13 protein-coding genes are annotated in these 12254 nt (G+C 41.5%); 9 read left to right on the top strand and 4 right to left on the bottom strand.

The annotated features are described in order from the left end of the window. Positions 1-423: 423 nt before the first annotated feature. The 4 genes from pdhA to lpdA all read left to right on the top strand — a co-directional run bounded on the left by pdhA (position 424) and on the right by lpdA (position 5395). On the top strand, positions 424-1539 hold the full coding sequence (gene pdhA / locus JMN17_RS21250; RefSeq protein WP_087992195.1) for a pyruvate dehydrogenase (acetyl-transferring) E1 component subunit alpha: 1116 nt from the start codon (positions 424-426) through the stop codon (positions 1537-1539). A 3-nt stretch (positions 1540-1542) separates the two neighbouring features. Next, positions 1543-2520 (top strand): pyruvate dehydrogenase complex E1 component subunit beta, encoded by a 978-nt coding sequence (gene pdhB, locus JMN17_RS21245; RefSeq protein WP_072183597.1) that lies wholly within the window; start codon positions 1543-1545, stop codon positions 2518-2520. Positions 2521-2628: 108 nt separating this feature from the next. After that, positions 2629-3978, top strand: a complete 1350-nt coding sequence (pdhC, locus tag JMN17_RS21240; protein WP_202329180.1) for a pyruvate dehydrogenase complex dihydrolipoyllysine-residue acetyltransferase — start codon at positions 2629-2631, stop codon at positions 3976-3978. A gap of 4 nt (positions 3979-3982) precedes the next feature. Beyond that, positions 3983-5395, top strand: a complete 1413-nt coding sequence (lpdA, locus tag JMN17_RS21235) for a dihydrolipoyl dehydrogenase (protein ID WP_087992193.1) — start codon at positions 3983-3985, stop codon at positions 5393-5395. A gap of 45 nt (positions 5396-5440) precedes the next feature. Here lpdA and slp read toward each other — a convergent pair whose 3' ends face one another. Beyond that, positions 5441-5815, bottom strand: coding sequence for a peptidoglycan-associated lipoprotein Slp (gene slp / locus JMN17_RS21230; RefSeq protein WP_087992192.1), 375 nt, complete (start codon positions 5813-5815; stop codon positions 5441-5443). A 391-nt stretch (positions 5816-6206) separates the two neighbouring features. Between slp and JMN17_RS21225 the strand changes: the two genes are divergently transcribed. Further along, positions 6207-6326, top strand: coding sequence for a GapA-binding peptide SR1P (locus JMN17_RS21225; protein ID WP_082022512.1), 120 nt, complete (start codon positions 6207-6209; stop codon positions 6324-6326). A 36-nt stretch (positions 6327-6362) separates the two neighbouring features. On the opposite strand, the gene speA is transcribed toward JMN17_RS21225, so the two are convergent. Then, positions 6363-7835 carry an arginine decarboxylase gene (speA, locus tag JMN17_RS21220; protein ID WP_087992191.1) on the bottom strand — a complete coding sequence of 491 codons (1473 nt, stop codon included), beginning with the start codon at positions 7833-7835 and terminating at the stop codon, positions 6363-6365. A gap of 184 nt (positions 7836-8019) precedes the next feature. Here speA and JMN17_RS21215 point away from each other — a divergent pair, with 184 nt between their 5' ends. Next, complete coding sequence (locus tag JMN17_RS21215) at positions 8020-8286, top strand: UPF0223 family protein (RefSeq protein ID WP_064813643.1); 267 nt, start codon at positions 8020-8022, stop codon at positions 8284-8286. A gap of 36 nt (positions 8287-8322) precedes the next feature. On the opposite strand, the gene JMN17_RS21210 is transcribed toward JMN17_RS21215, so the two are convergent. Further along, positions 8323-8961: a YktB family protein gene (locus tag JMN17_RS21210; RefSeq protein WP_087992190.1), complete on the bottom strand. Its 639-nt coding sequence runs from the start codon at positions 8959-8961 to the stop codon at positions 8323-8325. A gap of 238 nt (positions 8962-9199) precedes the next feature. Here JMN17_RS21210 and JMN17_RS21205 point away from each other — a divergent pair, with 238 nt between their 5' ends. The 3 genes from JMN17_RS21205 (at position 9200) to JMN17_RS21195 (ending at position 10777) form a co-directional block, all read left to right on the top strand. Further along, positions 9200-9388, top strand: coding sequence for a hypothetical protein (locus JMN17_RS21205; protein WP_087992243.1), 189 nt, complete (start codon positions 9200-9202; stop codon positions 9386-9388). Positions 9389-9525: 137 nt separating this feature from the next. Then, positions 9526-10323 (top strand): inositol-1-monophosphatase, encoded by a 798-nt coding sequence (suhB, locus tag JMN17_RS21200; protein ID WP_087992189.1) that lies wholly within the window; start codon positions 9526-9528, stop codon positions 10321-10323. 25 nt (positions 10324-10348) lie between these two features. Then, on the top strand, positions 10349-10777 hold the full coding sequence (locus JMN17_RS21195; RefSeq protein WP_087992242.1) for a GNAT family N-acetyltransferase: 429 nt from the start codon (positions 10349-10351) through the stop codon (positions 10775-10777). An 82-nt stretch (positions 10778-10859) separates the two neighbouring features. On the opposite strand, the gene JMN17_RS21190 is transcribed toward JMN17_RS21195, so the two are convergent. Further along, positions 10860-11774, bottom strand: a complete 915-nt coding sequence (locus tag JMN17_RS21190; protein WP_202329179.1) for a class I SAM-dependent methyltransferase — start codon at positions 11772-11774, stop codon at positions 10860-10862. Positions 11775-12254 lie beyond the last annotated feature (480 nt).

The raw sequence follows: 12254 nt of genomic DNA, 5'->3' as shown, positions 1-12254 counted from the left end.
CCGCCTCTTTATTCACACTGCGTTTACTTCCCCGACACTTTACGGTTTGTAACAGTTCGTTAAAAAACTTATTTTATTTTTTTACTTTTTTAACTGTATTACAACATTCTGTTTTTATAATACAGTTTTTCATCTTTTATAGTACAGTTTTTTTCGCACTCTCCCTATTTTCAAAGCGGTTTCAATTTTAGTTTATAAATAATTGACGGCTCTGTGGAATTGCTGTAAACTATGTTTGTTGATTATTGTACTAATGAAAAAGTTATTTTTATTAGTACAGTTTAAACGTCATTATCTTTGCTTATTTTTTGTGATTTTCTGAATGATTAATTTTAGAATTGCAGAGCATGATAAGAGTGTTTTTAATACGGATTATGAACGGTATCAAACCCCGTTTAAACAAAAGAAGAGGTGGTTTAAAAGATGGCTGCAAAGACAAAAACTTCAATTGTTGATAGCAAAAAACAATTTGACGCTATTAATAAGCAGTTTGAAACGTTTCGAATTTTAAATGCTGAAGGAGAAGTCGTAAATAAAGAGGCAATGCCCGATCTTTCAGACGATCAACTAAAAGAATTAATGAGAAGAATGGTATACATCCGCATTTTAGACCAGCGTTCGATTTCTCTATCACGTCAAGGACGTTTAGGCTTCTACGCGCCTACAGCAGGTCAAGAGGCTTCTCAAATTGCATCACACTTTGCCCTTGAGCAGGATGACTTTATTCTTCCTGGTTATCGAGATGTCCCTCAGCTGATTTGGCACGGACTTCCTTTATACCAAGCGTTCCTATTCTCAAGAGGCCATTTTAAAGGCAACCAAATGCCTGAGGGAGTAAATGCGATATCACCTCAAATTATCATCGGCGCACAAATCATTCAAACAACAGGTGTAGCTTTAGGACTTAAAAAGCGAGGTAAAAAATCGGTAGCGATCACTTATACAGGAGACGGCGGAGCTTCACAAGGTGACTTTTATGAAGGGATGAACTTTGCCGGAGCATTTAAAGCGCCAGCGATTTTCGTCGTGCAAAACAACCGATATGCGATTTCAACGCCTGTAGAAAAGCAATCATCAGCACAGACAATTGCCCAAAAAGCAGTTGCAGCCGGTATTACAGGTGTTCAAGTTGATGGAATGGATGCCCTTGCTGTTTACGCTGCAACAGCAGAAGCACGCCAACGTGCAATTAACGGTGAAGGTCCGACCTTGATTGAAACTCTTACATTCCGTTACGGACCACATACAATGTCTGGAGACGATCCGACTAAGTACCGTACAAAAGAAATAGAAAACGAATGGGAACTTAAAGACCCGCTCGTACGCTTCCGCAAGTTCCTAGAGAATAAAGGGCTATGGTCTGAAGAAGAAGAGAACAAAGTCATCGAACAGGCTAAAGAAGAAATCAAACAGGCCATCAAAAAAGCTGACAGCGAACCAAAACCAAAAGTAACAGAGTTAATTGAGAATATGTTCGAAGAGCCGACATTTAACTTAAAAGAACAATTTGAAATTTACAAAGAGAAGGAGTCGAAATAAGCCATGGCGCAAATGACAATGATTCAAGCGATCACTGATGCGTTACGCACAGAACTGAAGAACAATGAAAACGTTCTGCTTTTTGGAGAGGATGTAGGCGTTGCAGGGGGCGTTTTCCGGGCAACTGAAGGCCTTCAAAAAGAATTCGGTGAGGATCGCGTATTTGATACGCCGCTTGCAGAGTCTGGAATTGGCGGGCTTGCTCTCGGCTTAGGTTTGCAGGATTACCGTCCTGTTATGGAAATCCAATTCTTTGGATTCGTTTATGAGGTAATGGATTCTATTTCTGGACAAATGGCCCGTCTTCGTTACCGTTCTGGCGGACGCTGGACTTCACCTGTAACCATTCGTTCTCCGTTCGGCGGCGGTGTTCATACTCCTGAGCTTCATGCTGATAGCTTAGAAGGTCTTATTGCACAGCAGCCTGGTATCAAAGTTGTCATTCCGTCAACTCCTTACGATGCCAAAGGACTTTTAATTTCTGCAATCAGAGACAATGATCCTGTTGTTTTCTTAGAGCACATGAAGCTTTACCGTTCTTTCCGTCAGGAAGTTCCTGAAGAAGAATACACAATTGAGCTTGGCAAAGCTGACGTGAAACGTGAAGGTACTGACCTTTCAATCATCACTTACGGCGCAATGGTTCATGAATCATTAAAAGCTGCTGAGGAGCTTGAGAAAGACGGCGTTTCTGCTGAGGTAATTGATCTTCGTACTGTCAGTCCACTTGATATCGATACAATCATCGCATCTGTAGAAAAAACAGGCCGCGCGATTGTAGTTCAAGAGGCGCAAAAACAGGCCGGTGTTGCTGCTAATGTGGTAGCAGAAATTAATGACCGTGCGATCTTGAGCTTGGAAGCACCTGTACTTCGCGTGGCTGCGCCTGATACAGTATTTCCTTTCTCCCAAGCAGAGAGCGTATGGCTTCCAAACCATAAAGACGTTCTTGAAACAGCAAGAAAAGTACTTGAATTTTAATCAAATTGCATAATTCAGAGGGAAGATGGACGTTTTCCCTCCACTATATATCTGTTACTTACGATGTAAACTTTAAAATTGCTTAATCAAACTAGGAGGTCGAAAACTGTGGCATTTGAATTTAAACTTCCAGATATCGGGGAAGGTATCCACGAAGGCGAAATCGTAAAATGGTTTGTCAAGCCTAACGATGAGGTAGACGAAGATGATGTACTGGCGGAAGTCCAAAATGATAAAGCAGTAGTAGAAATTCCTTCACCTGTTAAAGGAAAAGTATTAGAATTAAAAGTTGAAGAGGGAACAGTAGCAACTGTTGGACAAACGATTATTACGTTTGATGCACCTGGGTACGAAGATCTTCAATTTAAAGGAAGTCATGATTCAGGGGAGGCAAAAACTGAGGCACAAGTTCAATCAACTGCCGAAGTGGGACAAGATATCTCTAAAGAAGAGCGTCCGAAAGAGCCTGCAAAAGCAACTGGCGCAGGACAGCAGGATCAAGCTGAAGTTGACCCGAACAAACGCGTCATCGCTATGCCTTCTGTACGTAAATATGCTCGTGAAAAAGGCGTAGACATCCGTAAAGTAACTGGCTCAGGCAATAACGGACGTGTTGTTAAAGAAGATATCAACAGCTTTGTAAACGGAGGAGCGCAAGAAGCTGCTGCGCCACAAGAAACAGCTGCACCGCAAGAAACAGCTGCACCGCAAGAAACAGCTGCTAAACCGGCTGCTGCACCAGCTCCAGAGGGCGAATTCCCAGAAACACGCGAAAAAATGAGCGGTATCCGTAAAGCAATTGCAAAAGCGATGGTTAACTCTAAACACACTGCTCCTCACGTAACATTAATGGATGAAGTGGACGTAACAAACCTTGTTGCACATCGTAAACAGTTCAAACAGGTTGCTGCTGATCAAGGAATCAAGCTGACTTTCTTGCCTTACGTTGTAAAAGCTCTGACATCTGCACTGAAAAAATTCCCTGTTTTAAACACGTCAATTGACGATAAAACAGAAGAAGTAGTCCAAAAACATTACTTCAACATCGGTATCGCTGCTGATACTGAAAAAGGCTTGCTTGTACCGGTTGTGAAAAATGCAGATCGTAAATCTGTCTTTGAAATTTCAGATGAAATCAATGGCCTTGCAACAAAAGCTCGTGAAGGCAAGCTTGCTCCAGCTGAAATGAAAGGCGCATCTTGCACAATTACAAACATCGGTTCTGCCGGCGGACAATGGTTCACTCCGGTCATCAACCATCCAGAAGTTGCGATTCTTGGTATCGGACGCATTGCAGAAAAAGCGATTGTTCGTGATGGCGAAATCGTAGCAGCTCCAGTCTTAGCTCTTTCTCTCAGCTTCGACCACCGTATGATCGACGGAGCAACTGCGCAAAATGCATTAAATCACATCAAGCGTTTACTGAACGATCCACAATTAATTTTAATGGAGGCGTAATGTTATGGTAGTAGGAGATTTCCCTATTGAAACAGATACTCTTGTAATCGGTGCGGGACCTGGCGGCTATGTAGCTGCCATCCGCGCTGCACAGCTTGGACAAAAAGTAACAGTCGTTGAAAAAGCAACTCTTGGAGGCGTTTGTCTGAACGTTGGATGTATCCCTTCAAAAGCGCTGATCAATGCTGGCCACCGTTATGAGAATGCAAAGCATTCTGACGACATGGGAATCACGGCTGAGAACGTATCAGTTGATTTCACAAAAGTTCAAGAATGGAAAGCTTCTGTCGTAAACAAGCTTACTGGCGGTGTTGGAGGTCTTCTTAAAGGCAACAAAGTAGATGTTGTAAAAGGCGAAGCTTATTTTGTAGACAGCAATTCAGTTCGTGTCATGGATGAGAACTCTGCTCAAACATACACGTTCAAAAACGCAATCATTGCAACTGGTTCTCGTCCTATCGAATTGCCAAACTTCAAATATACTGAGCGTGTCCTAAATTCAACAGGCGCTTTGGCTCTTAAAGAAATTCCTAAAAAGCTCGTTGTGATCGGCGGCGGATACATCGGCACTGAGCTCGGAACTGCGTATGCTAACTTCGGCACTGAGCTTGTTATTCTTGAAGGCGGAGATGAAATTCTTCCTGGCTTCGAAAAACAAATGAGTTCTCTTGTTACACGCAGACTGAAGAAAAAAGGCAACGTTGAAATCCATACAAATGCGATGGCTAAAGGCGTTGAAGAAAAACCAGATGGCGTAACAGTTACTTTTGAAGTAAAAGGCGAAGAAAAAACTGTTGATGCTGATTACGTACTGATCACAGTAGGACGCCGTCCAAACACTGATGAGCTTGGTCTTGAGCAAGTCGGTATTGAAATGACGGACCGCGGTGTCGTGAAAACTGACAAACAGTGCCGCACTAACGTACCTAACATTTATGCAATCGGTGACATCATCGAAGGACCTCCGCTTGCTCACAAAGCATCTTACGAAGGTAAAATCGCAGCAGAAGCTATCGCTGGAGAGCCTGCAGAAATCGATTACCTTGGTATTCCTGCGGTTGTCTTCTCTGAGCCTGAACTTGCATCAGTTGGTTACACTGAAGCACAGGCGAAAGAAGAAGGCCTTGATATTGTTGCTGCTAAATTCCCATTTGGAGCAAACGGCCGTGCCCTTTCTCTTAACGAAACAGACGGCTTCATGAAGCTGATCACTCGTAAAGAGGACGGTCTTGTAATCGGTGCACAAATCGCCGGTGCAAGTGCTTCTGATATGATTTCTGAATTAAGCTTAGCGATCGAAGGCGGCATGACTGCTGAAGATATCGCGATGACAATTCACGCTCACCCAACATTGGGCGAAATCACAATGGAAGCAGCTGAAGTGGCAATCGGAAGTCCGATTCACATCGTAAAATAATACTCATATCAAAAACAGCCCTCGCTCAATGCGGGGCTGTTTTATTTATTTTGACAGCACATGCTGCAATGGTTTAACGATGTCTTCTTTCTTTTTCACACATCCCTCGATTTTCACAACGACATGGCGCTGATCAACAACCATAAGGGTAGGGACGGTTTCAATCTCATCTTCCCAGCCTTCTTTGTTATCATAAACCTTCATTTTATCTATTTGCTCAGGATAATCTTTTTCTAAATCAAGCAGTGCATCGTAATATGGCGCTTCCTCGTCAATTTGGTTTTCATCAGAAAAAAACAAAATTTGTGTATGATGAATGTTGTCAATCCGGCTTTTTTTCATCGGATTGATGGTGGAAAGCGTACAGCCCGATAAAGCAAATACTATTATCAGTATGGGGAATACCGCGCGATATCGCATCTATCTTCTCCTCTGTATAAACAATAGTAAACTAGCCTTAGTTTATCATGAGAGGAGGCTGAATCTGCTCCTTGTTACCTAATTGTTATATAATTGAAACCGTTTTTAAAGTGAGATTACATAGTATATCAATCGTTTAAATATTGCTGCGTTCGTTCATAAAAGTTCAAGAAAACATGAAATCACGGGATGTATTTTTGCATATGTATCGATTAAAGCTGTTTCGTGAAGAAGATATTGTATGTGAAAAATAAAAAAACACTATATATAACGAAATAAAAATTAAATGTGTCATACAGTTTGCGGTTGACATTTTAAATGTGACATATTAATATAATAGCAACAAGAGAAATTAAGCGTTTTCAAAATTCAAAGAAATGGGGAATAAGAGATGGGAACGATTGTTTGCCAAGATTGCAACGAAGCCATTCATTACTTTGAAGATGAGAAAGTGACAACATTATACGGATCATGCTGCGGACAATGTCAATGTCCTGTTGATGAAGAGTAATAAAAAGCATGCGGGCTCAAGCCGCATGCTTTTTATTTATTGAATCGCTTTTTGCTCTTTAATGACCCGGATCATGTTTAATGTCGAATCTTCAGGTCCTTGAACCGGTAGACCTGCGTCAAGGTTCTTAAAAATATAGCTGATGTTGTCTTCTGTAATAATCTCACCTGGAATGAAGATCGGAATGCCAGGAGGATATACCATTACAAATTCAGCGATAATCCGTCCGGATGCTTCTTTTAATGGGATGACCTCCGTATTTGCGTAGAAAGCATCACGCGGAGTCATTGCCAATAAAGGAATTTCCGGAAGCAGTACTTCAGTTTGCTGGTGCGTTATATCTTTTTCTGACATATGATGTGCAATCTCTGTTAAAGCCTCTGCAAGCCGGTCTGCATCATTTTGGCTGTCACCAGGGGTGAAAATACACAAAATATTGTACAGATCAGAAAGCTCAACTTCAATATTAAAGGATTCACGAAGCCATTTTTCAACATCATGACCTGTGAGTCCAAGACTTTTAACAGAGATAATCAATTTTGTCGGGTCATAACTGTAAGCTGCTTTCGAACCAAGAATCTCAGAACCGACACAATAAATGCCTTCAATCTGATTGAGGCGGTTTCTCGTCTGGTTGGCAAGCTTCAGTGTCTCCTCAGCAAGCTGATGGCCTTCTGTCGCAAGACGTTTTCTGGCAACATCCAGAGAGGCGAGAAGTAAGTAAGAAGTAGACGTTGTTGTCAGCATACTCAGGATGGATTGCACTCTGTCTTTGGAAACAAGGCCCTCTCTCATGTTTAAAATAGAGCTCTGCGTCAGTGATCCCCCGAGCTTGTGTACACTTGTAGCTGCTATGTCCGCTCCTGCCTGCATGGCTGAAAGCGGCAATTCGTCGTGAAAATGAATGTGAACCCCGTGTGCTTCATCAACTAGAACCGGCACATCAAACGAATGAGCAAGTTCTACGATGCTTTTTAAGTCGGCTGCAACACCGAAATATGTCGGGTTGATGACGAGAAGCCCTTTTGCATCTGGATGCTCGGTAAGCGCCCGTTTAGCAGATTCAAGCGTAATGCCGTGAGAGATGCCTAATTCATTGTCAATTTCCGGATGAATAAAGATTGGAATTGCTCCGGAAAATACAATAGCTGTCATGATTGATTTGTGCACATTTCTCGGAATAATAATTTTATCTCCAGGTCCGCAAACAGCCATCACCATTGTCATAATGGCGCCGCTCGTTCCTTGGACAGAAAAAAATGTGTGGTCCGCGCCAAATGCTTCAGCCGCCAGATCCTGTGCTTGTTTAATGATGCCTTTGGGCGCGTGCAGATCATCTAGTGGTTCAATATTGATTAAATCTATGCTTAACGCGTTTTCGCCAATAAAATCTCTAAATTCTGGGTCCATTCCTGCCCCTTTTTTATGGCCGGGAATGTGGAATTGAACAGGCTGTCTGCTTGCATGCTTTTTCAGTCCTGTGTATAAGGGTGTTTCATGTTGCGGCAATTGTTTTCCCACCTTTGTAATCATACCTATGCATAATAGTGTGTATTAAAATCAGTTTCTCAATCGTTTTTTAGACGTAAAACAAATGAATTATATTATGAACTTGAAAGAATGTAAAGAACAATTTATGATCAAATGAAGATGCTTTCTCTTAAGGGGAGCAAATCTATAAGGAGTGAAGAAAATGGAATATCAATACCCAATGAATGAAGATTGGACTACTGAAGAAGCAGTGGATGTGATTGCGTTTTTCCAGCAGGTTGAGCTTGCATATGAAAAAGGCGCAGATCGCGAAGAGCTTCTTAAAGCTTACCGCCGTTTCAAAGAAATTGTACCGGGAAAGGCTGAAGAAAAAACGCTATGCGGCGAGTTTGAAGAACAAAGTACATACTCTCCTTATCGCACAGTCAAACAGGCAAGAGAATCTGATCAGGCGAAGATTAAGATGTAAGAAAGAGCCGGAGGCAATTCATGCCCCGGCTCTTGTTTATGCTTGTGATACCTTTTGGGTGAAGCGGTACAAGAAAGCAAGCTGCTGAAAGGCATCGTCGATACGTTGAAGGAATTCCTGGTTATTCATATTCAGCACTTCTTCTTTTTGAAGCTGAATGCCGCATAACAGCTCGGCTTTCTTTACAGTCTGCAAACGCTCAAACAGCGTCTTCAGCTGTTCTTTATTCATTTCAGACTGCTTATGTACTCCGGGTTTTGTGTGATCTGCGGACCAAACGAAGCTGTCTGGGATATTCTTTGTTATGGTTTCCTGATTCGCTTCAAGCCATTTGCCGTATTTTTCTTTGATAGGGGATTCATAAATAATCGCGAACCACACAAATACGTGGCTTTCCCATAAACCAATCTGAAAATGCGGCAGTTTTTTATAGCCTCTTTTGCTGTTTGCGAACGCCACCCAGCTGTCAGCAGGGGGATTGACGGATCTTCTTGCGTGCTTTGCCACATGCGGAAACATTTCATCTCCGGTTAAAGCTGATAAAGTCGGGGCAAAATGTTCGCCTAGAGCTGTAAGCTTCGGACGGACCGTCTCTTTTAATACCTCCATGCGCGCGTCTAAGCCTTCTATTGTAAATGTGTTAAAGTCTTCTTCTGTAAAACGCATTTGTGTCATGATTTTCCTCCTTCATGCAAGTAAACATATTTTATCACAGTTCATACGAGCGTCAAAAAGATTGAACGCGTTTGAAGAAAGGGGAAATGTGGTAATAAACCAATAGGTAAACACACAATTTTCAGAATCATGTTACGCGTAAATAGAACAATCATACGATATAAGAAGTAATCATTGTTGAATGGCAAAATGGGATGCTTTTTTACAAACAAATGATCTCTGGAAGGGGCGAAAGACAATGAGGCAAGTTGTGAAAGAGGGTTTTAAGGAAGAGAAAAACAATCGTGTAGCTGTCTGGAGACTAGAGGTAGATTATGAATTGGCAACCCTGTATGAAGCAATTCAAAAAGAAAATGAAGAACAAATTGAACAAAGCAAAAACAAACTTGAGCGACTCAGAAAAGAATGGATTCGTCTTAACGGGTAAAAAGCGATAGTGAAAACGAACCGCATGAATGGTTCGTTTTTACATGAGAAGGGATATTTTCATTTTCCTTGCTTTTTCACCGCCGTTATCAGTATCCTATAAAATAAAGGTCTACATAGAAGAGAGGGTACACAAGAATGACAAATTGGACGGAAATTGATGAAATTGCAAAAAAATGGGTAAGGGAAGCAGGCGCGAGAATTAAACAATCCATGCATGAAAGCCTGACAATTGAAACAAAATCAAATCCGAATGATTTAGTCACCAATATTGACAAAGAAACGGAAAAGTTTTTTATTGACCGCATTCAAGAAACGTTTCCGGGACACCGCATACTTGGCGAAGAAGGGCAAGGAGACAAACTCCACTCATTGGAGGGAGTCGTCTGGATTATCGACCCGATTGACGGGACGATGAATTTTGTTCACCAGCAAAGAAATTTTGCGATTTCAATCGGAATTTTTGAAAACGGAGAAGGGAAAATCGGATTAATTTATGATGTGGTGCATGATGAACTTTATCACGCATTTAGCGGCAGAGGAGCTTATATGAATGAAACGAAGCTGGCTCCTTTGAAAGAAACCGTCATTGAAGAAGCCATTCTTGGCATTAATGCGACATGGATAACGGAAAACAGAAGAATTGATTCAAGTGTGTTAGCGCCCCTTGTGAAAAGAGTCAGAGGCACACGTTCCTACGGTTCTGCCGCTTTAGAGCTGGCGAATGTCGCGGCAGGAAGAATAGATGCTTACATCACGATGCGGCTTGCGCCATGGGATTACGCGGCCGGCTGTGTACTGTTAAATGAAGTGGGAGGCATTTATTCGACCATTGAGGGTGAGCCGTTTACCTTTTTAGAAAATCACAGTGTTTTGGCCGGAAAACCATCTATACATAAAACGGTATTTGAAGAGTACCTTCGTGCTGAAAAGTAGGTTATTTGAACAGGACGACCTCAGCTTGTTAGAAACGCTCGCGGAGGCTCATCCTGTATGGAAAGAGGAGGAGTTTGGGGAGAAAGATGCTGAAAGCTATATGATCTCCTACTCCATGTACAACGGATCCTGGCTTGTATGGGAAAAAGACGGTCGGCCTGTTGCCCTCAGCTATCATCTCGAATGGGCGCCTTCCAACGGAAAGCCGTGGCTGGGAACGGTGCTTGTAGACCCGGATGAAGAAAAAAAGGGGCATGCGAGGATGATCATTGAACGGATCAGCAAATCGCTCAGAGCCAAACATAAAGCGATGTTTGCGGCAGTTCCTATTGACCGTAGTGAATGGATATTGTTTTTGAGCCAATGCGGGTTTGAACAGCTGAAAATGGAGAAAGATGATAGAGGCAAACCATTTATGATCCTGGTGAAGCCTTTAGCGGAAGCTGCCGTATGATAACGGCAGCTTATTTTTTTGTAAGCTGTTAACCATAAAAAGCCTCCCAAAAATGAGAGGCGAATCTGTGATAAAAGAAACATTATTTTTTAACCGCATGTATATAATGAATCGTTTCAAACGCTGACAAATCGTCTATTCGATTGCCAAAGAAAAGGTTATGAATGTCGTCGGGTGATAGATGTTCATAGATGAGTAAACCTGCTGACTCTAACAGATGTTCAATTTCTTGATAAGTAAAACAAGATTTCATCGGTTCTCCGCTTGCAGCAGCCATTTTCACCATATGTTCAACTCGATTTGATGTTCCTTTTGCAGTAAAGAGTGTTTCGTCGGCATAATCAAAAACGATAGAACTCCCTGAGGGGACATGAGAAAATAAATGGCTGATCAAGCTTGCATTTTCTTCTCGTGTTAAATAATAAGACACTCCCAGAAGGCTGAAGAATGTTTTTGTGTTTTCAAATCCTTCATCTATAAGAGGCTGATAGGAAAACGTTTTGGTAAAATCCATAGGAACAAAGTGAAGGTGCTCCGGGATGGTCAGTTTTGCATCTTTCAGCTTATTTTTTTTGAATTGCTGTGTAGCCGGATGATCAACCTCGAAAACTTTTAAGCAGTTTTCCAATTCAGGATGCCGAAAACAGAAAGTATCCAGCCCGGCCCCAAGAATGACATACTGTTTTGCTCCAAGCATTAATTCGTTGTGTAAGACTTTTTCGCAATACGAAGCACGTGCTAAGGGCGTGGGTGACAGCTGGACTTGCGTAACCCATTTTAATATTTCTTCGGGATCATTTTGCAGGCGTTCAGCAATCTCTTTGTTGAAAAACGTGATTCCTTGAATCATATTCTCGCTGATGTCGGAAAACTCTTTTTCGTTAATAAGATCTTTTGCAATAAAATCATCAAAAATGAGAGGCGTGTCATATCGGCTGTGATACGCACGGGCAAAAGCTGAAATCAAAGACGTTAAGCTAGACTGATTTTTCCTCATGAAATGATCCTCCCATAAAAAAATAAGATTCCCCTGGCCAGGAGAATCTTATTATACATACAAATATATTAATAGTAAATTATGGCATAAATAAAATTTTTTGTCAATGTTTTTGCTCTATCTTCAGTCGTATAAACTTCCTTTATTTCATATGCTTACGTTCATTCTTTAGATAGCAGTTAAAAAAATCTTTTACAATGTAAGAGTATGATGCTGGGTAAAACCGATATGTCCGGCTATCGTGAAGCGGGTGCTGATTCTCATGGTATCATCCTTTCGTTGTAATGATTATTCTTACAACAGAAAAGGAAATCAATACATGTAACGAAAAAAAGCCTGAGAGATCTCAGGCTTTTCAGCTTGTAGAGAAAACGATGTTTTTTCTACAAGCTTTTTTGTTTTGTAATGTTTCTTTAGATATTCAGCTGATTTCAAAAGCAGAAAAAGAGCTCCCACATACCTAGCCCTGCTTGGCTAGGT

The organism is Bacillus sp. RHFS10 (assembly GCF_016757475.1).
In the GTDB taxonomy this organism is placed as follows: Bacteria; Bacillota; Bacilli; order Bacillales; family Bacillaceae; genus Bacillus; species Bacillus subtilis_G.
This window is presented reverse-complemented; position numbering and strand designations above follow the sequence as displayed.